Source organism: Nostoc sp. (assembly GCF_036919615.1).
Taxonomy (GTDB): domain Bacteria; phylum Cyanobacteriota; class Cyanobacteriia; order Cyanobacteriales; family Nostocaceae; genus Nostoc.
In genome coordinates this window covers 1-23,093 of the sequence record NZ_JBALCN010000051.1, presented here as the reverse complement: position 1 = coordinate 23,093, position 23,093 = coordinate 1, and the positions used below count along the sequence as shown (strand labels likewise).

At 41.2% G+C, this 23,093-nt stretch carries 23 protein-coding genes; 14 read left to right on the top strand and 9 right to left on the bottom strand.

Translation table 11 applies throughout. The features are described 5' to 3' along the window. Window positions 1-631 precede the first annotated feature (631 nt). The 3 genes from V7K48_RS16365 to V7K48_RS16355 are packed head-to-tail and all read left to right on the top strand — an operon-like array spanning window position 632 to window position 1,518. The gene (locus V7K48_RS16365) at window positions 632-814 is read left to right on the top strand and encodes a hypothetical protein (protein ID WP_335074169.1); all 183 of its coding nucleotides are present in this window, start codon (window positions 632-634) and stop codon (window positions 812-814) included. A gap of 42 nt (window positions 815-856) precedes the next feature. Beyond that, complete coding sequence (locus tag V7K48_RS16360; protein ID WP_335074167.1) at window positions 857-1,153, top strand: DUF433 domain-containing protein; 297 nt, start codon at window positions 857-859, stop codon at window positions 1,151-1,153. Beyond that, the gene (locus tag V7K48_RS16355) at window positions 1,150-1,518 is read left to right on the top strand and encodes a DUF5615 family PIN-like protein (RefSeq protein ID WP_335074165.1); all 369 of its coding nucleotides are present in this window, start codon (window positions 1,150-1,152) and stop codon (window positions 1,516-1,518) included. Before V7K48_RS16360 ends, V7K48_RS16355 begins: the two co-directional genes overlap by 4 nt. A gap of 360 nt (window positions 1,519-1,878) precedes the next feature. On the opposite strand, the gene dnaA is transcribed toward V7K48_RS16355, so the two are convergent. Next, window positions 1,879-3,261, bottom strand: a complete 1,383-nt coding sequence (gene dnaA / locus V7K48_RS16350) for a chromosomal replication initiator protein DnaA (protein ID WP_335074163.1) — start codon at window positions 3,259-3,261, stop codon at window positions 1,879-1,881. A 351-nt stretch (window positions 3,262-3,612) separates the two neighbouring features. Here dnaA and V7K48_RS16345 point away from each other — a divergent pair, with 351 nt between their 5' ends. After that, the gene (locus V7K48_RS16345) at window positions 3,613-4,872 is read left to right on the top strand and encodes an HhoA/HhoB/HtrA family serine endopeptidase (RefSeq protein WP_335074161.1); all 1,260 of its coding nucleotides are present in this window, start codon (window positions 3,613-3,615) and stop codon (window positions 4,870-4,872) included. A 106-nt stretch (window positions 4,873-4,978) separates the two neighbouring features. Then, window positions 4,979-5,509, top strand: a complete 531-nt coding sequence (def, locus tag V7K48_RS16340) for a peptide deformylase (protein ID WP_335074159.1) — start codon at window positions 4,979-4,981, stop codon at window positions 5,507-5,509. Between the two features lie 422 nt (window positions 5,510-5,931). Here def and V7K48_RS16335 read toward each other — a convergent pair whose 3' ends face one another. Next, a complete protein-coding gene (locus V7K48_RS16335) occupies window positions 5,932-6,054 on the bottom strand; it encodes a hypothetical protein (protein WP_335074157.1) in 123 nt (40 codons plus the stop codon). Then, window positions 6,038-7,729 carry an NAD-binding protein gene (locus V7K48_RS16330; RefSeq protein ID WP_335074155.1) on the bottom strand — a complete coding sequence of 564 codons (1,692 nt, stop codon included), beginning with the start codon at window positions 7,727-7,729 and terminating at the stop codon, window positions 6,038-6,040. Before V7K48_RS16330 ends, V7K48_RS16335 begins: the two co-directional genes overlap by 17 nt. A gap of 785 nt (window positions 7,730-8,514) precedes the next feature. Here V7K48_RS16330 and V7K48_RS16325 point away from each other — a divergent pair. From V7K48_RS16325 to V7K48_RS16310, 4 genes are all read left to right on the top strand, one after another. After that, the gene (locus V7K48_RS16325) at window positions 8,515-9,615 is read left to right on the top strand and encodes a D-alanine--D-alanine ligase family protein (protein WP_335074153.1); all 1,101 of its coding nucleotides are present in this window, start codon (window positions 8,515-8,517) and stop codon (window positions 9,613-9,615) included. A gap of 202 nt (window positions 9,616-9,817) precedes the next feature. After that, window positions 9,818-10,468, top strand: coding sequence for a hypothetical protein (locus V7K48_RS16320; protein ID WP_335074151.1), 651 nt, complete (start codon window positions 9,818-9,820; stop codon window positions 10,466-10,468). 355 nt (window positions 10,469-10,823) lie between these two features. Beyond that, window positions 10,824-11,231 carry a hypothetical protein gene (locus V7K48_RS16315; protein WP_335074175.1) on the top strand — a complete coding sequence of 136 codons (408 nt, stop codon included), beginning with the start codon at window positions 10,824-10,826 and terminating at the stop codon, window positions 11,229-11,231. Window positions 11,232-11,435: 204 nt separating this feature from the next. Continuing rightward, window positions 11,436-12,209 carry a hypothetical protein gene (locus V7K48_RS16310; RefSeq protein ID WP_335074149.1) on the top strand — a complete coding sequence of 258 codons (774 nt, stop codon included), beginning with the start codon at window positions 11,436-11,438 and terminating at the stop codon, window positions 12,207-12,209. Between the two features lie 793 nt (window positions 12,210-13,002). Here V7K48_RS16310 and V7K48_RS16305 read toward each other — a convergent pair. From V7K48_RS16305 to V7K48_RS16295, 3 genes are all read right to left on the bottom strand, one after another. After that, window positions 13,003-13,887 (bottom strand): hypothetical protein, encoded by an 885-nt coding sequence (locus tag V7K48_RS16305; protein ID WP_335074147.1) that lies wholly within the window; start codon window positions 13,885-13,887, stop codon window positions 13,003-13,005. A 70-nt stretch (window positions 13,888-13,957) separates the two neighbouring features. After that, the gene (locus V7K48_RS16300) at window positions 13,958-14,557 is read right to left on the bottom strand and encodes a DUF1517 domain-containing protein (protein WP_334969266.1); all 600 of its coding nucleotides are present in this window, start codon (window positions 14,555-14,557) and stop codon (window positions 13,958-13,960) included. A gap of 49 nt (window positions 14,558-14,606) precedes the next feature. Beyond that, window positions 14,607-16,172: a pentapeptide repeat-containing protein gene (locus V7K48_RS16295; protein ID WP_335074173.1), complete on the bottom strand. Its 1,566-nt coding sequence runs from the start codon at window positions 16,170-16,172 to the stop codon at window positions 14,607-14,609. Window positions 16,173-16,242: 70 nt separating this feature from the next. On the opposite strand from V7K48_RS16295, the gene V7K48_RS16290 reads away from it, so the two are divergent. Both V7K48_RS16290 and V7K48_RS16285 read left to right on the top strand, forming a co-directional pair. Further along, window positions 16,243-17,082: a prephenate/arogenate dehydrogenase gene (locus V7K48_RS16290; RefSeq protein WP_335074171.1), complete on the top strand. Its 840-nt coding sequence runs from the start codon at window positions 16,243-16,245 to the stop codon at window positions 17,080-17,082. 412 nt (window positions 17,083-17,494) lie between these two features. Then, window positions 17,495-17,788 carry a hypothetical protein gene (locus tag V7K48_RS16285; RefSeq protein ID WP_334969264.1) on the top strand — a complete coding sequence of 98 codons (294 nt, stop codon included), beginning with the start codon at window positions 17,495-17,497 and terminating at the stop codon, window positions 17,786-17,788. Window positions 17,789-18,037: 249 nt separating this feature from the next. On the opposite strand, the gene V7K48_RS16280 is transcribed toward V7K48_RS16285, so the two are convergent. Next, window positions 18,038-18,205, bottom strand: coding sequence for a hypothetical protein (locus tag V7K48_RS16280; RefSeq protein ID WP_335074145.1), 168 nt, complete (start codon window positions 18,203-18,205; stop codon window positions 18,038-18,040). Between the two features lie 341 nt (window positions 18,206-18,546). Here V7K48_RS16280 and V7K48_RS16275 point away from each other — a divergent pair, with 341 nt between their 5' ends. Continuing rightward, complete coding sequence (locus V7K48_RS16275; protein ID WP_335074143.1) at window positions 18,547-18,936, top strand: hypothetical protein; 390 nt, start codon at window positions 18,547-18,549, stop codon at window positions 18,934-18,936. Between the two features lie 320 nt (window positions 18,937-19,256). Continuing rightward, window positions 19,257-20,561, top strand: a complete 1,305-nt coding sequence (locus V7K48_RS16270; RefSeq protein ID WP_335074141.1) for a sensor histidine kinase — start codon at window positions 19,257-19,259, stop codon at window positions 20,559-20,561. Window positions 20,562-20,713: 152 nt separating this feature from the next. Here V7K48_RS16270 and V7K48_RS16265 read toward each other — a convergent pair whose 3' ends face one another. Then, complete coding sequence (locus tag V7K48_RS16265; RefSeq protein WP_335074139.1) at window positions 20,714-21,253, bottom strand: endonuclease/exonuclease/phosphatase family protein; 540 nt, start codon at window positions 21,251-21,253, stop codon at window positions 20,714-20,716. Next, on the bottom strand, window positions 21,222-21,764 hold the full coding sequence (locus V7K48_RS16260; protein ID WP_335074137.1) for a hypothetical protein: 543 nt from the start codon (window positions 21,762-21,764) through the stop codon (window positions 21,222-21,224). Before V7K48_RS16260 ends, V7K48_RS16265 begins: the two co-directional genes overlap by 32 nt. A 370-nt stretch (window positions 21,765-22,134) precedes the next feature. Between V7K48_RS16260 and V7K48_RS16255 the strand changes: the two genes are divergently transcribed. Beyond that, window positions 22,135-22,833, top strand: coding sequence for a HupE/UreJ family protein (locus tag V7K48_RS16255; protein ID WP_335074135.1), 699 nt, complete (start codon window positions 22,135-22,137; stop codon window positions 22,831-22,833). Window positions 22,834-23,093 lie beyond the last annotated feature (260 nt).

Sequence of the window (23,093 nt, the reverse complement as noted above, 5' to 3'; positions counted from 1 at the left end):
GGTTTGCTGATTTCTCTAATTGCCCGATACCTGTTTTTTGACGACACTCATTTTTAACTGCATTATTTTACCACTCTGTCAATGCGTAAGTCCTATTATCCTTGAACAGTAGTGAAAAATGAGGTATTAAATTCACTTTCATACTGATTTTCACCACAAAAACATCATAATAGGTTTAAAGGCTAGCGATCGCCTCGCTAAAAATTATGTTTTTTACCCCAGATTTTGGCAATATTTTAAGTATGATTGCTTATTGACAAATGAACGTAACTTTAAGTTGTCACCAATAGCCAGAAGCTGGAAACGAGATTTGAAAGGAGTATTTTGCTTAAGTTGACACGTATGGGCAAGCCCATACGTGTCAACTTAACGTGAAAACCTAGTCTGATAAAAAGAGTGAAACTTTTTCGATGTACCAACTAGATTTTAGATCCCCCCTAACCCCCCTTAAAAAGGGGGGAACTAGAGTCGAATGCTCCCTTTTTAAGGGGGTTGGGGGATCTAAAACGACGGGGTAAATTGAGTATTTGAGCTTAAGTTGATACCAATGCAGCATACCGTGCCCCTACACCTCGCGATCTAATGTTGTACCGCATCTGAATGGGAACCGCTATATTCGTCTAAATCATTGGTGAAAATTTTAGGTTGTAAACTTTTATTTACTCAGTCCAGCGATCGCCTCAATTGTCACTTTCACTTTTGGTGCGATCGTAGTTGGTTAATAGAAAGTGCGTTAGCATTCGCGCAGCGTTCCGCAGGAAAGCTCACCGTTGGCGTAGCCTCTCGTAGAGAAGGTATCGTCACAATCTCCTAAATGAGACTAAAATAGATAGTAAAATAACAGTTATTATCAACTATGTCAACTACTATTATTGATATTGGGACTCTGATTACCCGCCACCCTGGAATTCATGGGGGCTGTCCGATTATTGCTGGAACTGGTGTGACAGTGCGACGAATTGCCATCTGGTATAAGCAAGGTTTGAGAGCAGAAGAGATTGCTGCACGAATTGGGCATTTAAGCATTGCACAAGTTTATGCGGCATTAACTTACTATCATATAAATCGAGAAGAAATTGATAATGATATTGCTGAAGAAGAAGCAGAAGCTGACCGGATAGAATCATTACATAGAGCAAGCAGACAGTCGTGAGTCGAATTCGTTTGTATATGGATGAGGATTCTGGTGATACTGCATTGGTGTTAGCTCTGAAAAATCGGGGTGTAGATGTCATCACGACTCTAAATGTTAACAGATTGAGCTTTCCTGATGAAGAACAATTAATCTGGGCAAGGTCGCAAGGTCGCGTTTTGTATAGTTCTAACATTCGAGATTTTTATAGTTTACACACAGCTTTCTTGACTCAAGAACAACCTCACTCAGGAATGATTTTAGTACAGCAGCAACTTTACTCAATCGGAGAACTGATGCGTAGGATTTTGAGATTAGTTGCAGCTAAGTCAGCAGAGTCAATGGAAAACCAAGTAGAGTTTCTTAGCACTTGGATAGGGGAATAAATGTAATATCATAGCCAATTACTCATAATCTCTGCATACAGTGTGTATACCGTAGCCTTACCAAGGAGAGGGATTAAAGTCAGGAATTTGTGTTCAATGGGATATGATATTAGGCAAGTTTACCTTGTGGAAAACTTGTGGAAAAACTCAAATATTTTTCCACAAGGTAATTATACTTAATTAAGTTTTATCAGCAGAATATCAATTTTTCCACAGATTTATCCACAAAAAGTAAGATTTTTTCCACAATCTAAGTTAAATTTAATCAATTTTTATACCTTACTTAATATTTTTGACTAATTATTTAGCCATCAATGCTAACGATCGCAGTGCTGGTTGTGGAAAACTTAAAATTCATCTTCAGGATGGTTTTTGAGAACGGCTAGTCATATTGATGCGATCGCTCAGTTGGCGTAGTGTTTGTGCTACAGTGCGATCGCTCTGGTGAAGTTGAGTAATTTTATCGCAACTATAGATCACCGTTGTATGGTCTTTACCACCAAACTCCTCGCCAATTCTCGGCAAACTCAGGGATGTATGTTGACGCATTAGATACATTCCTATTTGACGCGCCCAGCTAATCTCTCTTCGTCGCGAGTTACTTTTGAGGTCGTCTATTGAAATATCAAAATTATCGGCTATAACCTTTAAAATTGCTTCTGGGGTAGCTGCCATTTTTTCGTTAGGTGGTTCTAAAACTGGTGTGATATTTTCCACCGTCATCGGTAAGCCCCAAATAGAAATATAAGCCACCGCCCGAATTAAAGCTCCTTCTAATTCTCGAATATTAGAAGTATAGTTAGAAGCAATATACTTAATCACGTCACGGGGAAGACAAATATTTTCGTCCTCGGCTTTTTTCTGCAAAATTGCCATTCTAGTTTCTAAATCCGGCTTTTGGATATCTGCAATTAACCCCATAGAAAACCGAGAACAAAGACGTTCTTGTAAACTAGGAATCTGGTTAGGAGGACGGTCGGAAGCAATCACAACTTGTTTACCAGCCTCATGTAAAGTATTAAAAGTATAAAAAAATTCTTCTTGGGTATATTCTTTGCCTTCCAGAAACTGAATATCATCAACTAATAAAACATCAGCGGCTCGGTAATGTTCTCGAAAACTTTGCATACTATCTTTACGAATCGCTGTAATTAAATCATTAGTAAACTGCTCAGTAGAAACATAAAATATTTTACAATCAGGACGAATTTCCCAGCGATAATGACCAATAGCCTGCATAAGATGAGTTTTACCCAAACCTACGCCACCACATAAAAATAAAGGATTAAACTCCCTACCTGGAGATTCTGCAACTGCCAAAGAAGCAGCGTGAGCCATCCGATTATTGGCACCAACTACAAATCGCGAAAAGACATATTTAGAGTTTAATTCAGTAGTTTTTTGATTGTGATTAGGAATAGTTTCAGAAATACTGCTAGGATTTGGTGATTCCCAAGAAACCTCTCGTTCACTAAAATGAGAAACTTCCTCACCTTGAGCAACAGTAATGTAAATTCCCACGGGATGACCGAGAATATCTTGTACTACATGAGCAATGGTATTGATGTAATACTTCTGTAACCAATTACGAGCAAATGGGTTAGGAGTGCGGATAACTAAGCAATTATTTTCTAATCGCTCCGCACTAGCAGTTTTAATCCAAGTTTCAAAGGTAGGTCGGGATAGTTCAAGCTTTAGGCGCTCTAGTACCTGACTCCACAGACTTTCTATGGGAATTTCCATTATCCACCACCTTTGCTGCTAATCGTCACAATAGAAGAGAAAGCACCAATTTAGCATTGAATAAGAGGCAAGGGAGCAGGGAGTAAGGGGGACAGTTCCGGTGGGGATTCGACCTCACCTGTTGCGCTAGCTTCCCGCTCTTTACGAAAATCACGCGACGTGAAGTGGGGGACTCAGACCCATGTTCGATTCCGCTCCACGGCAGGAGTCTCAAATCATTTCCCCCTTCCCCCTGCCTCTTCGTTGAAATACGCTAGACCTAGAATAAGCTTTTAAGTTGTAATTATTTTGGGACATACTCGGTAGGCAAGATCCTAACACCCACTGACTGACACGGAGAAGCAACGACACATGAAGACAACAAACCATCACTCAGCACCCAAAAAGATTGATACCAGGTGTTTGCCCCACAGATGGGGAGCAGATAATATTCTGGGGATGCTATCATCTGGGGTAGCAGTGATGTTCCTGGGGAGCTGCTCTCTTCTACCAGCCAAGACCTTTGAGACTCAGCCAAGCGACACTCAAGCCCAAAAGACAATAGAACCCAATCCGGTATTTGTCCCCCCGCGAATTATTTCGTCGTCTGGAGATCCTAATTTTATCGTGAAAGTAGTGCAGCAGGTGGGGACTGCGGTAGTTCGCATTGATTCTTCCCGAACAATCACTTCTCGTGTACCAGACGAATTTAACGATCCATTACTCCGGCGGTTTTTTGGAGACGCAACGCCACAGCCTAGACAACGGGTAGAGCGAGGTAGTGGTTCTGGATTTATCATTAATTCCTCAGGTCAAATTGTAACAAATTCCCATGTGGTAGATGGTGCTGATAGAGTGACTGTCACTCTCAAAGATGGCCGGACTTTTGATGGTAAAGTTTTGGGTGAAGACCCAGTTACGGATGTAGCTACGATCAAAATTGATGCGAATAATCTGCCAACTCTATCTGTGGGTAATTCTGATGCCTTGCAACCAGGAGAAGCAGTAATTGCCATTGGTAACCCCTTAGGCTTGAATAATACTGTTACTTCTGGGATTATTAGTGCTACAGGTCGTTCTGGTAGCGACATCGGCGCTAGCGACAAGCGGGTTGATTACATCCAAACGGATGCTGCGATTAACCCTGGTAATTCCGGTGGGCCATTGCTAAATACTCGTGGCCAGGTAATTGCGATGAACACAGCCATTATTCGAGGCGCTCAAGGCTTAGGATTTGCTATTCCCATCAACACTGTGCAAAAAATTGCCCAAGAATTAATTGCTAAAGGCAAAGTCGATCATCCTTATTTGGGTGTTCAGATGGTGACATTGACACCAGAAAATAAAGAAAGAATAAAAAATCTAGGAGGCGATCGCTTAAATATTACAGCAGATGACGGCGTTTTGCTGGTTGAGATTGTGCCGCGATCGCCTGCATCTGTAGCTGGACTACGAGTCGGTGATGTGATTAAAAGTATTAATAGCCAGCCTGTTACTAAAATTGAAGAAGTACAAAAGCTAGTAGAAAAGAGCAAAATCGGTACTAAGTTACCAATAGAAGTAGAACGCAATGGGCAAATTGTCCAAGTAGGAGTCCAACCTGCTCCTTTGCCCGTGAGACGTGAAGGATAAAGTTAGGAGTAGAGACGCGATTAATCGCGTCTGTACAGGAGTTAGGGATTATAAAAATTCTTTCACTCCTAATGCCCAATGGCCCATTATTTAAAGGAGTTTTATCATGACTGAATTAGCGCCAATTATTCAATTAGGCAATCCAACATTGCGCCAAAAAGCTGCTTGGGTAGAGAATATTCAAGATGAGCATATCCAAAAATTAATTCAAGACTTAATCGCCACTGTTGCTCAGGCTAACGGTGTGGGAATTGCTGCGCCTCAAGTAGCACAATCCTATCGTTTATTTATTGTGGCTTCCCGTCCTAATGCCAGGTATCCCAACGCCCCGGAAATGGAACCTACTGCCATGATTAATCCCAAAATCATTGCTCATTCAACTGAAGTTGTCAAAGATTGGGAAGGTTGTTTAAGTGTTCCAGGTATTAGAGGGTTAGTTCCTCGGTATAAAGCTATTGAAGTGGAATACACTGACTGTCAAGGCAACTTACAAAAGCAAAAATTAACCGATTTTATTGCTCGGATTTTTCAACATGAGTATGATCATCTCGACGGTATCGTATTTGTTGATCGCCTAGAGAACACTCTCGATATGATCACTGAGCAGGAATACCAACAACGAGTAGTTAAAAAATAATAAATGGGAGTAGAGAGTAGGGAATGGTATAGTTCAATTAATTGAAAAAGACTGTAAATAATTAACTTATACCATTTTCAAAAATTTTAAAACAAATGAATCGGCTGTAGGGCGTACAGATATAGGCCAAAACCTGACTCTCGTATTACCCCACCCTAACCCTCCCCTTATAAAGGGGAGGGAACTAGATTTTCGGTTTCCCCCCTTTATAAGGGAAGCTTCGGCTTTGAGCCTGTTCATCTCGATCCAAACAGGGAACTAGATTTTCGGTTTCCCCCCAATATATCGGGGGGATTAAGGGGAGTAATACGACTTGTGTATACACCATAGGCTTGTAAGGAGGGGACTTTTGCAAGAGGTCTAATATCTAAAAGCTTGTTATAGTCAGGCTTTTACCTTAAGTTGACACTGATGAGCTTTTTCTATGCCCCTACTTTATGTTCCATCCAAACGAGAACTGCTATATTGCCTGCGATCGCTCCTACTCTGAAAGTGGATTGTAGAGAAGAAGTTGGCGCTGTGATCGCCTTAAGCGTGTGCTTCACAAACTTGCTCGTCTCGCCACAATTGATATAGCCGCGCCGCTGGCATCGTCATATATAGAATATCACCAGCACAGAGATTGCTTTCTAATAAATCCCACCCATGACGGGTTTGGTGGTTTACTTCTAAGTACAATGGTACACAATCAGTGGACATGGCTACATCCTTCACCCATTGACCACAAAAGACGTGTGAAGGTGTAATCACAGTCGCAAAAGCCACCCAAAGACTATCGGCTGTGATGCCATTACCAAGGATACGTCCCCCTAGTGCAGCGGCGGCAAAAGCCGGGGCTGCCAATTCAGCTGGACTCAGTACAGCCTCGAAGCCAAATAGCTGTTGCGCTATGCCGGCAAAATCAGGATCAGCATAATGAACAATCACCGGAATGTTGGGTGTCAAGCCTTTGGCTTTGAGGGCAATTTCCAGATTGGTAGCATCATTGTTAGTAACAGCAAGCACTGCGGCGGCAGACTCTATATTGCTGGCTTTGAGTATTGTGCGAAAGCTGGCATCGCCCTGAATGACGGGGATACCAAGTTCGCGGGCGGTGTTGATATATTTGTTGTTGGAGTCCGGTTCAACTACTACAACTTCATATCCACTGGCGTGGAGTTGCTGGACAATTCTCACCCCAATACCACTCAAGCCACAGACAATGTAGTGATATCGCTGGGGAATTCGGGCTGCATCCCAAAATTGCTTAAAGCGGCTTCCTAAGACAAAATCGGTGAGCATTGCATACCAAATACCAATCACCACTGCTCCAACCAGCATCATCACAACGGTAAATAACTTAACACTATTAGGAGCATTTTCTACTACTTTGTCATTACCACCCGCTCCCGTTATCATGCCTACAGAAAAATATAGAGCATCGACAGGAGACACACTCAACTCAGCTGACATATAGGTGAGTGTAGCAATCGCAATAACCGCCAATAGTACAATAGCACCCACCACTACCCCTCGCCCGTGTTGCTGAAACAGCCTAATATTAGTCAGGACTTTCATCAGTTTTTTAATCAATGATCTCCGAGGAGAACGGATACGGGGTTGGGTGCCAACAATTAAGCGATCGCCTACTTGTATCTCTTGTCCAGAGATCACAGCCGAGACCAAATCCATCTCACCTTCTGCTGGCAAGTAATAAATCAGCATCCGTGATCGGTCTGACCACAATTCACTCAGCTTTCGACCCTTCCAGAAGTGGTTTTCATCAATGTATTCTTCGTAAATCGGCCAAGTTTGCTGAAATAATTTGATTTGTCCGATCGCTTGGTTTCCCAGTGCTGCAAAGGTGAATACGGGTGCTGCTAAACCCACAACACTCATACTCAAGTGATCTGGCAAACTTTGATCTAGGCGCTCCCCCAAATTTGTATTATAAAAACGGTTAATAATCCGAATTTGGGGATTCAGCACCCGCGCTTGCATCATAATTGACAAATTTAGAGCATCTTTAGATCCAGCGATTACTAAGGTGTGTGCCTGTTGAATTCCGGCTGCTGTTAGGGTAGAAGCTGCTTGTAAATCGCCAACAATCACATCGCCTGCGGTTTCGCCAGGGATAGATTGGTGATGAATGCCAACAACGAAGGCTCCCTGTTGTCTCAGCAACCGAAAGGTTTTATATCCGGTAAGTCCTAAGCCACAAACAATAATTCGAGGTTTCATGAAACGGCAGCATCTTTTACAGGTAGGGCTGCATTTCTAGTTATTTATCAATATTGTTGCCCACTTTCCTGGAATATAACTGTAGCTGACAACACGATTGTTTTAATTGGCGGCAGGAAGCAGGAAGTAGAAAGAGGATTATAAGTCAATACGCTTGGGTTAAATGTAGACGCCAAAGGCGGCTTCCCGCAGGGTAGTGAAACCCAACAACCTACGACAAGTATTGGGTTTCGTTCCTCAACCCAACTGACAGAGTTTAAAGTTTTTGGTGCTAATCCAAGCGTATTGGATTATAAGTAGTCGGACAAAAATATTTACGATTTTAATTCATTTATTAGTTTTACTGATCTTGAATTTATCAATGAGGTTTCTAATCAATGTATCAAATAATACTATTTTTCAACAATAATCAGATTTTCAGGTATTGATCACAGAGCGATACCTTCTCTACGAGACGCTCTGCGTAGCTTGCTTCCCCGTAGGGGTACGCTAACGCAAAATTTTTCCGTTTAATGATAATAGAGTTTTTTCTAAGCAGGTTAGAGGATGTCTGAAAAGTTTTTTTGTATACACCTAACCCTTGGAGATCCCCCTAAATCCCCCTTTTTAAGGGGGACTTTGAGACTCTTATTCCCCCTTTTTTAAGGGGGGTTAGGGGGGATCAACAAATATTTGATACTTCTCAGACATCCTCTTAGAACGGGCAATAAAATAATCTAGAAAAATATGGCAACTTTTGTAGGTTGTGATACGCTATCTGCTTGAGAAGTGTCGAGGAACCGAAAATGACTAAGCTGCGCGTGGGGTTACTGTTTGGCGGTCGTTCGGGAGAACATGAAGTTTCGATCAAATCAGCACGGGCGATCGCTAAAGCCTTGAGTGCAGAGGAAAATGCTAGTAAGTATGAAATACTGCCTTTTTACATCCAAAAAGATGGGCGTTGGCTAGCAGGAGAAGCACCCCAAAAGGTTTTAGAAATCGGCACTCCGCTACTGGAATCTGAAGAATCAACTTCTCAGGGACATCTAACATCTAACCCTCAAACCCAAATCTTGAGTAAGTGGCAATCTCCCTCTCAAGTTGCCCAAGTGGATGTTTGGTTTCCCATTCTCCACGGCCCCAATGGTGAAGACGGGACAATTCAAGGGTTACTCACCTTGATGCAAGTCCCCTTTGTTGGTTCTGGGGTGTTAGGTTCGGCAATGGGGATGGATAAAATAGCCATGAAAATTGCCTTTGAGCAAGCGGGACTAGCACAGGTGAAATACAAGGCGATAACTAGAGCGCAGGTTTGGTCTAATCCTTGCGTATTTTCGAAACTGTGTAATGAAATTGAGGCAGTATTAGGTTATCCGGCTTTTGTCAAGCCTGCTAATTTGGGTTCATCAGTGGGTATTGCCAAAGTGCGATCGCACCAAGAATTAGAAGCCGCCTTAGATAATGCTGCCAGTTATGACCGAAGGCTAGTTGTAGAAGCTGGTGTCGTCGCCAGGGAAGTCGAGTGTGCCATTTTAGGTAACGATCAACCCCAAGCCTCTGTCATTGGAGAGATTATATATGACAGTGATTTTTACGATTATGAAACTAAATATACTGAGGGACTAGCAGATTTACTGATACCTGCACCGATTCCAGATGCGATCGCCCGTCAAATTCAGGACATGGCTTTGCAAGCTTTTGCTGCTGTTGACGCTGCGGGATTGGCAAGGGTAGATTTTTTCTATGTGGAAGCGACAAAAGAAGTTTTGATAAACGAAATCAATACGTTACCAGGCTTTACTGTGACAAGTATGTATCCCCGCCTCTGGGCCCATAGTGGAGTCTCCTTTCCAGAATTAGTTGATCGGTTAATTCAACTTGCTCTTGAAAGGCATTCTCCTAGCTGACGGAGAAAACAAGCGAACTGATTTCAGATTATTACGGTAAAAAGTCACAATAAATACAGAATTTTGGCAAAAGTTAGCCAGATTTTAGTAGCCTTTATTTTACAAAAAAGCTACTTGAATCTGGACTTTTGTTACGGATACCTGATGCTTGACTCCTCCAGTACAATTTATTGACTAGAGGGGTACAAATCTGAAAGTAATCATGGAAAAAAGTCAGAGTGTACAGCGCGAGCCAACCCAACTAAGAGGGGGTACTCCAGAGCTGACAAAGAAGAAATCGAGACTAAGAAAAAGCTCGAATGTTCTGATATATCTGGTTGCACATCATCCTTGGCTATTATTAACTGGGTGTTTAGCCATGTTTATCGGAGGTGGTGCTTTTGCCCTGTATAGCTTAGGTAATGCTGGACAGGTAGCACAAGAAGAACCAGAAAAAATCCCAGTTATAGTTGAAGAACCAATCAATCCGCCCTCTGAGAATAGTAATCCGACACCTTTATGGATGGTGGCTGCGATCGTCCTCAGCTGTAGTAGTGGTTGCTTGCTCATTTTCCGAATGCTCAACCGGACAAAGCAACCACAAAAAGTTCAAAAACAGATTAACCGTCATCAGACACGCTTGGCACAGAACAATTACCAAAGATTGGAACCACGCCTTCCCAAGAACCAGGCAATTTTTGTGCCACAGCGACAACTGATGCCGATTATGCAGATCAAAGCTAAAACAAAACATCTGGTGACGGTTCTACCAGCAGAACACAAGCACCACTTGGATACGCCTACAGAACCTTTGGCAGACTTGATGGATCTTCGTAAAGATAGTTCATTATCTGCAATTTTACGCCAGTATTAAAGTTACTGTAAACCAAAAATCTGTCAAAATAATACTTTTTGCAAATTAGGGCACGGTTCTACCGTGCCTTTACTAATATGAGGATATATAGCTCTGAGAAACGAAACCTCAAGAAAGGTTTTGCATAGCAAAACCTGTCCCTCTCCTTAGTAAGGAGAGGGACTAAAGATAGGACAGGGTGAGGTTTTTCTTTTGTTTTGGGTAATTCACCGTAGCTCCAAAGCATCCCAGAGGGGTTGGGGGTGAGGTTCGGCGAAGACGCTTAAAAGCAAAGGAGTTACCCGACGCAGAAAAAGCAGCAACCCGTCCGGTTAAACTGATAAGGACGAAAATAGCAGATCAGGCAGTGAATAACATAGTGCGGTTAGTTTTGACAGCAATATTGCTGGTGCTAGTGACAGCTTGTGGCAGTATTGGACTGCTACCGACTAGCGATTTAGTCCAAAAAGCGATCGCACTTGGGCTAGAACAAACTCAACAAAAACTTAGCCAACAGTTGGATCTAGATTTTCAAGGATTTGAAATCAAACGGCTATCAATTACCCAGGAACAACCTCTAACGATTGAAAATTTACCAGCTTTCCACGTTCGGGGAACCTATGACTTGATTGTTAAGTTACCAAAACGGCGCTTGACGCAACCACAAAAACCCTTTGACGTTTATCTGCAAATTCAGCAAGAAGGCAAAACCTGGCGATTTCTAATTCCAGAAAAGGCTAGTAAAAATACTAAATCAATTTGGCGCAGTTATCTCATCCAATAGCTAGTATGTGCAACTAGAAAAACCATCACAATCATGTTTGTTGCTACTTTCTACAAAAGGGTAGCAAAGATATTCAACCTAATTGGCGTAGCTATCTGATTGCAAAACTAGTATGTGCAAATAGAAAAACCATCACAATGATTTACGTATAACTGCTGGGTACAGTCATGATCGAGGTGATGGTTTCACCGGAGACAGGGCAAGATGTATATTAACTTTTTTATCAGTTCCATTGCAGGAATTGTGGTTGTGGTGCTAGCAGCTTTTGGCTTACTGCAATGGTTGCACATCCCTGCTGGTAACTTTCTTGATTGGGTGATTGGTGGTGCAAGTTTTTGGTGGCTGTTGGTAATTGTTACCGTACCGTGGAATGTGCATTTTCAAGCCAAAGAAGTCTTAGCAGAAGCAGCACAATCAACTGAGAAAGGAATTGCTGTCGATGAGAAACAAGTGAAGTATGTCACAGTGTTGGCAAAGCGATCGCTCTGGGTTGCCATTGCTTTACACTTATTCTCAACCATTGGTCTTTATACTCTTGCTGCCACTGGTATTAGTACGGTTGGGTATATAAGTTCTGGTGCAGCTTTATTATTAACAATTCTGCGTCCAGCGATTCGCGCTTACGAGTATTTATATGCGCGGTTAGCGATGATTCGCCAAGAATGGAAGTATCCGCGCGAAGATATTTTTGAACTGCGCGATCGCTTCTCTATATTGGAACAAAAAATCCAGTCATTGGAGGAGCAACTTAACCCAGAACAATCTTATTCATTACCAGCCACTCAACAACACTTTGCCGAAGAGACTCGCAGAGATTTAGCCCGAATTGCGGCTAATTTAGAAGAATTACGGGCAACAAATCAAACTGAACATGAGCGTTTGGGAAGAGAGGCCAGAAATGCGATCGCGCAACTTTCCACTGACGGGCAATTTCTCGATCATGTCCGCGAAATTATTCGATTTTTTAAGACCGCTTAATTATTAGTCTAATAGCTATAGTGGTTCTCGTTTGCATGAAGTACATTTTTAAACCTCACTCCCAACCCTCTTCAAAGCTATCAAAGAGGGGAGTGTTTGCTTTACTCAAATACGGGTGAGGTTCCGACTGTATATATTATAACTTTGTACGGTTAATATTTAGTGAAGCTTGCATAACTTCAGGAGTACTCACAGTGAATCAGATACAACTGACTTTAACTATTGGTTACCTGTTCATGACATGCTATTTTTTAAGCAATTGGTTAATATTTTCCCTACGTTATCCTGCTTCTACTCCAGAAGATAAATTTTTATCGTTTGTGATGTTTTTGATCACAACTATCTTTTGGCCTTTAATGATTCTGATGTCTTGTTTAGAAATGGTTCAAAAAAAGCAAATAGACTTTAGTAAAATAATTCCTGTTCTTTTAGCAATATTTGTATTTAGTATTTCATATTATTTGACCGAATAATTCATAATTCCTCGTCACGAATTATATAGATATAAAGAGAAGCTGGAGGGTTGACTTGTCACCCTCCAACTTCTTTGTGTAACACACTGCCTTTACTTGTTATACCAATTTAAAAAATGATTGCGATAAATAGATCGCCAAAAAGCTTATTTACTAACTCTTTCACAATCCAAAATCGTTCGACTGAATGTACTCCTACGGAGAAGCAAGCTAGCAAGAGCGTCTCGTAGAGAAGCCGTTCACGTAGCGTTCCGCAGGAAAGTCTAAAATTCAAAATCCAAAATGGTATTAGGCAGTCTATTTATTGAATTAGAAATTTCCTAACGGCGTCTGCTGCCAAAACCAGTTGAGCGGCGGGGTGCTGGACTCCGCCCACTACCAAAACTACTACCAGAATTGCGTCTGGGTGAGGTGGCTCTGCCAGAAGGTTGCAACGTACTACTACCAAAACCAGAACCCGAAGGACGGTTATTACCTGTAGTGCTACGCGGTGTATTGCGTATAGTTGAATTTCCAGGATATGACCTTCTAATTGTCCCTGTATTGCGGAACGCAGTGCGATTTGTCACGGCTGCGGGTGGCACATTGTAGCGAGTTTGGTAGTTTTGAACTGCTTGGCCATAACTTCCACCGTATCCACCGAAGCCACTTAATCCTCGTCCTGATTGATAGACAGGGGGTACATAATACTGAGGTCTAAAGAACATACTACCAATTGCCTGACCCGCCAAGCTACCAGCCACAGACCCAGCAAACGGTGCCCAGAAGCTATTTTCTCGACGGACTACAACTGTCTCTTGTTGTCCTGTCTGAGGATTGGTTTTATTTTCAGTAACGTTGTGGACGTACTCAAGTTTAAAGTCTTCCGTCAGATATAAAATCGGTTGTCCTTTTTCTACCTTCAGATAGGTCTTTTTACCCTGCTTGATTTCATCATCAGTTAACCGTGCCATTTGCAAATTTTCGGTTGCAAAGGTTGGGGGCTTATTGTTAAGTAAAAACAGGTTGTACTCACCAGTTGAATCGTCATAAGTAGCTTGTTGTATTTGATACTCCCCATCACTCAGCTTTGTGCTATTAGAGGTTTGGTTAATGTTCTTAGCCGGAGGAGTAGTTTCGTTTCCTCCACCACAAGCGACAGTTGTCAGACACAAACTCAGAGCTAAAAAAACGGCTGTAAATTTACGTACTATGGTCATGATCATTGGATTATTGTCCTATCTCTGAGCTTAACAATTTCTCGATGTGAGTAGTAAGTACGAACTACCCAATAGATTACAAAGGAATCAATTCTGGATAATACTGCAACAGTTGATCGCTAGTGAGTTCATCGCCTAACTGTGCTGGCGAGAAATGCACTTGGATTGCCTTCAATCTATGTTTATAATGCAAATTTATCAATGCTTTCAATCCTTCCTTGAGTGCCTGAACGTTAGAAAGATCGGTTTCTAACTCTGGTACTTCTCCTTCATAAGCTACTGTAATCATCACAATCACATTGCGGGTTACAGGTATAGATAAAGGTTCATTCAATCCAGATCCAGAGTCAGGACTGTAATCTGGTTCACTAAGATATCTTTGGGCAGAGTCAGTAAATAATTCATTCACATAATCTCCTGCCTCGCCTTCATCCCAAAATACGTCACCTTCGTTGGCAGCAGAAAGCCAATATTCATCATATTGCAGCAGGGTTTGACTAATTTCTACCAATCCTTCTCCCAAAACTTCTAAGTCACCATCAACGTCGATCGCATCCCGTCCAGCACTATTTAATACTCCCAAAATTGGTGCTACCTCACCTCCTCCCAAGTGCAGAAATAGGCGAAAAACTACATAGCGAGTTCGACCGATCATTTTATTAAAGGTATCGCGCATTTTTTTCCTCCATAAATTTATTTTTTGTCATTTGTCCAATGCCCCATGATTAATGACTAATATAATGAAATCCTTTGACAAAATCCATAACCATATTTAATGAAGGCAATATATATTTTGTTGATTCATGGGATATATAATCATAAGCTGAAGCCTTGAGAGCAGAGCGATTAATAAATCTTTTCCCAAAGCTAGGATTATCATGAACAATCAAAGTGTAGGCGCTGGAATTCGTTAAAACTATTTGGGTTGGGGCTTTGCAAAAATTTAACTTTGCAGCTACTTCAATATTTTTTTTCATTTGTTTAATTGTTGCAGCCTGACTCATAGCTTGCTCTACAAGAATATTTAATTGTTTCACCATCTGAGGCAATTTTAAATCTGGGTTCGCAACAACTTCACTGTTAATCATTTCCACCATACTGGAAATATTTTTTTGGGTAGATGCCGCATCTAAAAAGGGAAGAATCACAATGTAAGCAGTGGAAAATAATGCTTCGTCGCTATCTACATTAAAAGTGAAAACAGTTCGACGACGCCCACTTTCAATGCTTGGCGGTTGTTTCAGCCCCTGGTATTCCTGAGCAATTTGGTAGTAAGCGCCAGCAAGAGCAAAATTGGCTTCGTGTTCTGGGGCTGTATCAACAATAATTCTGATTGTTGGCGGTGTTTCGTTAAAAAAATCTCGTGAGTCTTCGGAATGGAAGTTTTGGATAATGGAGCGATCGCCTGCGGGGCTAAGATCAATCCATTCACAAGTCATGCCTTCGGTTTTTAACCCAAACCTGGAGGTGGCATAAAGTTTTGCCCCAGTTAAAGTTGCTCCTGTTAAGTCAGCACCAATCCATTCTGCCCTAATTAATTTTGCCTGAGTTAAATCGGCGTGGATTAAAATTGTATTCGTTAAATTGGCATTGCTTAAATCTGCGCCAATTAAATTAGCCCCGCTCAATTTTGCCGCACTCAAATCTGCCCACCGGAGGTTTGCGCCGCTCAAATCTGCCCACCGAAGATTTGCTCTGCTCAAGTCTGCCCCGCTCAGGTTAGCATGTCTGAGATTGGCTTGTCTAAGTTCGGCATCTCGCAAATTTGCGCCGCTAAGGTCAGAATGACTGAGGTCACTGGCATTTAAATTAGCCTTCTCCAAATTGGCTCCAGTCAAGGAAGCGCCTCTCAATATGGCCTCACTCAAGTTAGCGTGACGGAGATTTGCTTGGCGGAGTGTCGCCTCTCGCAGATCGGCACTGGTGAGGTCAGCTTCTAACAGGTCGGTGCGACTTAGGTCAGCGCGAATTAACTCGGCGCGGATCAACGACGCTCCTCTTAGTTGAGCGCGACCCAGATCCGCTCGAATCAAATTAGCGACGTTGAGACTGGCGTTATTTAAGATGGCGCTGCATAAATTTGCACCACTTAGTCTGGCTACATTTAGCTTGGCATTGCTCAAGTTAGCTTCACTCAGATTCGCGCCACTTAGGTTGACTATACTCAAATTAGCATCGCTAAAATTTACGCCACTGAGTTTGGCCCCACTCAGGTTAGCTTCCGCAAGGTCAACACCACTAAAGTCTAAGACTCCTGTCGCATATTGTTCTAGAAATTCCTCTACAGTCATCGATGCTACCCCTTGGATGCCAACTTTAATAGTTGGTAAACTCATAAAAAACGGAATGTCAAAATCAAAAATGAATATTGGGATTTTAGGACTAGGACTGATCGGCGGATCTTTGGGTTTTGATTTGCGATCGCAAGGACATCATATCTTAGGAGTTAGTCGCCGTGAAGCCACCTGTCAAAAGGCAGTTACCCTCGGCAGTGTTGATCAAGCATCAGTTGATCTGAGCCTGTTGGCAGCCGCAGAGGTTGTATTTATTTGTACACCTCTCGCCCTTATTGTGCCTCAATTTGAGCAGTTGATCGCTCATTTGTCTGTCACTACCGTCGTGACTGATGTGGGTTCAGCGAAAGCACAGATAGTCAAGGCGATTTCTCCCCTTTGGGATAATTTTATCGGCGGTCACCCAATGGCGGGAAAAACAGACAGTGGTATAGAAGCTGCACAACGGCATTTATTTGTCGATAAACCTTATGTACTAACACCTATAACTACAACAGCAACCAGTGCAATTACGGTGGTAGAAGAAATTGTGCGATCGCTGGGAGCGAATATCTACTATTGTCAACCAGAGCAACATGACTGCGCTGTTAGTTGGATTTCCCATTTACCCGTGATGGTCAGTTCTTCGTTGATTGCTGCTTGTTTGAGTGAAACTGACTCCGATGTTTTGCAATTAGCCCAAAAATTAGCTAGTTCAGGTTTTCGGGATACCAGTCGTGTGGGTGGTGGAAATCCAGAGTTGGGCGTGATGATGGCGCGATATAATCGTCAAGCATTACTGCGATCGCTGCAACAATATCGTCACAATCTTGATGAGTTGACTAACTTAATTGAACAAGAAAATTGGGCAGTTTTAGAGAAAAAGTTTAAATCAATGCAACAGGCACGACCTGATTTTATTGAATAGTTATCAAATGCGTTCAGCTATCGATAACGCACCCATTTTCACATTTTGTACTAATTTTTTTGCCCGCTGATCGTTCGTGTAGCATCTTTGTTCGTGCTGCAACCACCATCAAAGAAGCAGAAGATTTAGTGTAGTGTTTCACCATTTATTCATCTGCCAGTACTTCTCTGCGAGACGCTCTTGCTAGCTTGCTTCCACGTTCGCGCTAGCGTCTTTGTTGGCGCAGCCTCTCCGTCAGGAGAAGGAGAAGTGGTACGACAAGCTCAGTAACCATCAGACTTCAATACAAGCAACAGAATTCTGACAACTGACGCCTTTATTCTTTTGTGATAAAATCTTTAAAAAATGCTACTCAACAGTTTGATAGTAACCAAACCGATGTAGTATACAGATAAATTTACAAAAATAAACAATGGTAGAACGCCCAATTAAGAAATCGGAACGTCAGTCTCAACAAAGCACTGACAACAATTCCGAAAATTCGGATTCTATAACTCCGATTGAATCCAACCCCAAAAGCTCAAAACCTAGCCGTAATCGCTCGGCTGGCACAGGTAAAAAAGCATCTTCTGGGGATGAAAACAGGCAGCAGGGAAATCCTGCCCTAGCGCGTGGCCCAAAACCTGTAAAACCTCCAGTCGCAAAAGTCAAAACAGAAGAACTTGAAACCGAGTCAGAATCTATCTCTGAGGAGTCTCAAGACTAATATTACAAGTGTTGCGTGTGATGTGGGAGTTTATAAGGATATGAAGACTAAGATTTCTGGCTCCGAAGACAGTGATCATGCCCCACATCACCATTGAGTTATTTTTATATTGAATGCTTTTAGATTAAACATTTATCGATTGTTTGGGCGCTTCTTGCAACCCTGAAAAAGCTCATATATTTACTCTGTAGGGTGTTAGGCATGGCTCAAAAGCCCAAACGTATAGTACATATGTATGATGCGTAAGTACTAGAACAGCATGGCGGAAATAAGCAGACCATTGAAAAGCCCTAAAGAGCTTATTCCATAATGCTTTTGACTTCCGCCTTGCGGTACTAGCCACAATGCGATCGCAAGGGAAAACCGATCAAATCGCTGATCGCTTGCATAAAAGCGATCGCCTATTTGAAGAATCATAATTTAGCCAATCTGGGAGAATAATTGCTGCGATCGCCTGATACAGGAATTTGGGCGATCACGGCAATTTCTGTTTTGTTAGGGGAACTCAAGAGACGAATTGAAAAATTGCATAAATGTTCAACTCGCCTCAGTCAAGTACTTGAGAATTTCAACCAATCTCTTCTGTGTCTGGACTTAACGGAGTCTCCATTGCTTTTTGTGTCACTCAATTAGTTCACCCTTTTGGGTGAGTCAGATATCAACCGATCAGATGACCTGATTGAAGGAAGCTGAGATTAATAATAAAGAGGAATCTATTACTAAGAACACCGAATCGCATTTAACCTAAGAATAACCTTATGAAACTTGTTACCTTAATAAATTCTGCACTGATTTTTGCTTCTATTACTCTTGTACCCGGAATCGCTGGCGCTCAAACAGCTACTACCAATAGTAGTGAAATAGCTATTAACTCTAATAATTTATCCAGGAACTCTACTTCTGTTAGTTACATCGAGCCTTTTAATCTAGTTAATTTTGCTTATCAGGGTGGTCTTAAGCAGCACGGTATTCCTAGTGGAGAAGCGCTAGTATCTGAAACTCACAACAAAAATATTATTGCAAAAGATTTGGTGAAGGCTGCTGTTAATGCAGATAAATTACCATCACAAGTTTTAAATGACCAAAATTATCTAAGTGCTGTTAATTTACAACTTAAAGCATTGCCTGATTATGCTGCTGCTGATTGATTTGGTTTTTCTTAATATCTTTTTATAAAGCCAAATTTATCAGCAGACTATATATGTGCGCTTGTTACCAAATATAAATAAAAATATTTTACTTGCAATTTTACCTATTTTAGGGAATGAAACAGCCCTGCCTTTTTAAGGGGGTTGAGGATCTAAAACGAAGATAAATAGAGTGTTTGAGGTTAAGTTAACACCTATGGGCATTGCCGTACTCCTATCCCGTGGGTTTATTTACTTAAAAAACGCTGTAAGGACAATTTTTGTTGCAGCGTGTATAATTTGTCATTCGATATTTGACAAATTACATTGTTTGATAATATATGCTGGAATTTTTGCAAAATTTTTTGACTGATAGCTCATTTATTCCGCATGGACATTGTTACCTCTGGAAGCCGAGTTTAGTGTGGCTAAACATCATCTCAGATTCTCTGATTGCTTTGGTGTATTATTCTATTCCGATTATTCTTATTTACTTTGTCCACAAGCGAAAAGACTTCCCCTTCAAATGGATACTTTTATTATTTGGAGCTTTTATAGTCTCTTATGGTACAACTCATGTGATGGATGTATGGACGCTTTGGCATCCAACTTACTGGCTGTCCACTTTCATTAAATTTATTACAGCTATTATCTCACTATATACAGCGATCGCACTGTTACCGATCATCCCACAGGCTCTGGCTTTGCCAAGTCCGGCAGAACTAGAAGCAGCTAACTGTCAACTAAAACTTACCTTAAAGGATCTTGAAAATACCCAAGCTCAACTGATTCAAACTGAAAAAATGTCTTCATTGGGACAATTAGTTGCGGGTATTGCCCATGAAATTAATAATCCGGTAAATTTTATTGACGGGAATATTATTATTGTCAATGAATATATTAGAGATTTACTCAATTTGATTACGCTTTATCAGGAATATAATTACCATTTAGTATCAGAAATTCAAGCTTATATTAAAGAAATTGACCTTGATTTCATTAAAGAAGACTTACCGAAAATCTTATCTTCCATAAAAATAGGAGCTGAGCGCATCTCCAAGCTAGTTTTATCATTGCGGAACTTTTCGCGGCTAGATGAAGCGGGAAAAAAAGAAGTTGATGTCCATGAAGGTCTTGATAGCACTCTCTTAATCTTACAAAATCGTTTGGAAACTAAAGGAAATCATCCAGATATTCAAGTTATAAAACAATATGGCAACTTGCCTAAAGTCGAGTGCTATCCTGGACAACTCAATCAAGTATTTATGAATATTCTGAATAATTCTATTGATACTTTGAAAGAATCAATAATTGGTTGTCATTTGTTAGTGGTCAATGTCAAAACAACTGGCAATCAACAACTGACGACTAACAATCCCCAGATTCGCATTTACACTGAGGTTTTAGACAGCAATCAAGTGATAATTCGGATTGCTGATAATGGCTGTGGGATGACAGAAGAAATAATCCAAAAAATATTTGATCCATTTTATACAACTAAACCTGTCGGTTCAGGTACAGGTTTAGGGATGTCGATTAGCTACCAAATTATCAACAAGCATGGTGGTCAACTCAAGTGTATTTCTACACCACTTCAAGGCACAGAGTTCATCATCCAGATTCCGATTCGGTTTAAGTCTGTTTGATGGTAATTTGGTCTACCTATTAATACAGTGTATACTCCTTAGCTAGTTCGTCAAATAGAGCGAATTTGGATAATTGAGGCAATATAATCGCAGAATTACTTGCGGGAGTGGGAGTAGGTTGGCTAACGCGAGGGATAGTGTTAGACGGTAGACTAGTTAGGAGGTAATGTAAACGCTGCAATCACGGGATCATGGTCACTGACAGGCTTACTAAAGCCAACGTTGACATGCACAATGTCAATTTCAGGTTGAGCAACACGGGAAAGATTTTCACTGACCAACAAATGGTCAATAAGTTCAAGATTTCCACGGAATTTGTAAGTAAACTGATCGCTAAGAGGTAAACGAACCGTCAGATTCTCAAGAATGTTACCTTTCAAGGTCTTCAGAGGCAGTGAATCTGGTAAATCATTTAAGTCACCCAGTACAATTACATTGGCTTGTGGGTCAACTTGTAGTAGTTGGGCTACAAATTCATTAACGATTTCGGCTTGCTTGACTCGTTGAGTATCGCTGGGAGAACCTCCAAGCTTAGAAATAAAGTGATTAGCAATAATAAACACTTTTTGCTCGTTAAATATAAATTCTGCCGCAAGTGGCTTACGGCTTTGCTCGAAAGCATTATTCGTGGGATTAATCCGACCTAGGTTAAGCGAGAGGTCAAGACCATTTGAATCTTGAGTAATAGCCACAGCATCTAATGAACCGCCTCTTCTGGGCAGTTAGTTGTGCTAGAGTTATCTGGCTGGGTCGAAACAATAAACCGACACGGATATTGCCTCCAGGTTCTCCACCATCTTGATCATCGCTGGGCGCAATATCAACAAAGTCGTATGCTGGACTACCGATATTTTCAAGCGCAGCAATCAGTTTTTGGTAAGTCTGGTTTGCATTCACAACGTTATCATTGATTGGCCCGTTGTTATCCTGAATTTCAATTAAACTGATGACATCTGGTGCGTTCAAATTATTGGCAATAATTTTGGCAATATTATCAAAACGTCGATCTTTCGGATCTAAATTCTCGACATTAAAAGTTGCAACAGTCAATACATCCTGTGAATTTCTCAAAGATGTCGTTTCACGTTCTGCAACTAAAGGTAAAGGAGTTGATAATTGGGCTATTGGATTAGCTTGCAGTGGACTAATCCATGCAAAAAAGATGAGAGCAATACTAAGTAGTAGCAATTTGGTAAATTTCATTCTCTCTTCCAATGAAGATATTTTCTAGATTAGTCTTTTTCTTAATAGAATTCAGTTAAGATAAGTTTTAAATTGGGTTAAGCAAAGCGTCCTACTTGGGAAAACATACCAGGAGAAAAGGAAATCGCAGCTACATTTTTAAACTACATTTGCGGTCGAGTAAATACTGTCTTGAATATCAAGTGTTGATCATTATTGGGAGCGATGCCTATGGCGGCAAACTACGCAGCCCATTATCAGAAAAATTTTGCAATAACTGTGGTTTTACATAACTTGATGAAGCTAATGTAATCTGGCGTGATTACCACGTTAGTTTTTTTGTGTATGTGGGTAGTATAAATTACCGAAAAAACTAATTTGGCATATGGTAATGTTCAAAACTAAATTATCACAATCCCATGCATGGGGAGAATTTTACACCTTGAAGTTAATGCATCGCCATATTGGGGCGATCGCAGCTCTAATTTTAATTAGCTTACTGAGTTCATTGAGTGGAACACCAGATCGTTATACCATCTCTAATTGCTGGGAAGGCTTTCTCTGGGGACTAGCAGATCCAGTAATCGGCTTGGATTGTTTAGTTGGTATTGTTGCTATTGGTTTACTCTCATCTGTGTTTGTTCGTGGCGCTGTAATAGCTAGATGTTTTGTCTTAGCAACAGTCTTGGGCATTATAATTCATGTACTCCAGCTAAATTTACCAGGTACAGAAATAGCGATCGCTGAAAGCGTTGGCGCAGCCATCGCTATTTCTACCATCGTTTTTGGTACTATGCTGATGATGCCAAATCAACTAAACTTTATGGTACTTGCTCTGGTGGGCGTCAGTGCTGGTTTATTTCAGGGTTACGCTAATGCAGAATCTCTTATTGGAGCAGGAATAATGCCGCTAGTTGCCTATATACTAGGCATTACCTTAACTCTGTTTGCAGTTACCATGAGTGCTAGAAAAATTGGTGTTGCGATGGGTATGGGAGAAATAAACCGAATTTTACCCTGGAAAATTAGCATTGCTGGCTTCGCTTTCTGTGCGATCGGCATCGTGTTTTTGAGCAATTCGATAATTTAAATCACATATTTCAATTCAGTGAAATACATTCATTCGTGGGGGCGTACACTTAGCTGTGCGCTCCCGCTGCGTATTTGTGATTAAATTTACAGCAATTACGTAAATCTAGCTACCATTTTAATTAACAAGACTTGGGGTAAAATCCCTTATTGTTGTACTAATTTATAATACCAATTCAATGTGAAGCTGCATAGAATAGAGCTTCCAGGATAAAGTTATAAGAAGAGACAGAAATTACCTGCTCAAATGTAAGTTGGTCG

Excerpts from the sequence above, each read along its gene's own strand:
- V7K48_RS16360 (WP_335074167.1), top strand. The coding sequence starts at position 857 with ATGTCAACTACTATTATTGATATTGGGACTCTGATTACCCGCCACCCT.
- dnaA (WP_335074163.1), bottom strand. The coding sequence starts at position 3,261 with ATGGAAATTCCCATAGAAAGTCTGTGGAGTCAGGTACTAGAGCGCCTA.
- V7K48_RS16345 (WP_335074161.1), top strand. The coding sequence starts at position 3,613 with ATGAAGACAACAAACCATCACTCAGCACCCAAAAAGATTGATACCAGG.
- def (WP_335074159.1), top strand. The coding sequence starts at position 4,979 with ATGACTGAATTAGCGCCAATTATTCAATTAGGCAATCCAACATTGCGC.
- V7K48_RS16330 (WP_335074155.1), bottom strand. The coding sequence starts at position 7,729 with ATGAAACCTCGAATTATTGTTTGTGGCTTAGGACTTACCGGATATAAA.
- V7K48_RS16325 (WP_335074153.1), top strand. The coding sequence starts at position 8,515 with ATGACTAAGCTGCGCGTGGGGTTACTGTTTGGCGGTCGTTCGGGAGAA.
- V7K48_RS16320 (WP_335074151.1), top strand. The coding sequence starts at position 9,818 with ATGGAAAAAAGTCAGAGTGTACAGCGCGAGCCAACCCAACTAAGAGGG.
- V7K48_RS16310 (WP_335074149.1), top strand. The coding sequence starts at position 11,436 with ATGTATATTAACTTTTTTATCAGTTCCATTGCAGGAATTGTGGTTGTG.
- V7K48_RS16305 (WP_335074147.1), bottom strand. The coding sequence starts at position 13,887 with ATGATCATGACCATAGTACGTAAATTTACAGCCGTTTTTTTAGCTCTG.
- V7K48_RS16300 (WP_334969266.1), bottom strand. The coding sequence starts at position 14,557 with ATGCGCGATACCTTTAATAAAATGATCGGTCGAACTCGCTATGTAGTT.
- V7K48_RS16295 (WP_335074173.1), bottom strand. The coding sequence starts at position 16,172 with ATGACTGTAGAGGAATTTCTAGAACAATATGCGACAGGAGTCTTAGAC.
- V7K48_RS16290 (WP_335074171.1), top strand. The coding sequence starts at position 16,243 with ATGAATATTGGGATTTTAGGACTAGGACTGATCGGCGGATCTTTGGGT.
- V7K48_RS16285 (WP_334969264.1), top strand. The coding sequence starts at position 17,495 with ATGGTAGAACGCCCAATTAAGAAATCGGAACGTCAGTCTCAACAAAGC.
- V7K48_RS16280 (WP_335074145.1), bottom strand. The coding sequence starts at position 18,205 with ATGATTCTTCAAATAGGCGATCGCTTTTATGCAAGCGATCAGCGATTT.
- V7K48_RS16275 (WP_335074143.1), top strand. The coding sequence starts at position 18,547 with ATGAAACTTGTTACCTTAATAAATTCTGCACTGATTTTTGCTTCTATT.
- V7K48_RS16270 (WP_335074141.1), top strand. The coding sequence starts at position 19,257 with ATGCTGGAATTTTTGCAAAATTTTTTGACTGATAGCTCATTTATTCCG.
- V7K48_RS16260 (WP_335074137.1), bottom strand. The coding sequence starts at position 21,764 with ATGAAATTTACCAAATTGCTACTACTTAGTATTGCTCTCATCTTTTTT.
- V7K48_RS16255 (WP_335074135.1), top strand. The coding sequence starts at position 22,135 with ATGTTCAAAACTAAATTATCACAATCCCATGCATGGGGAGAATTTTAC.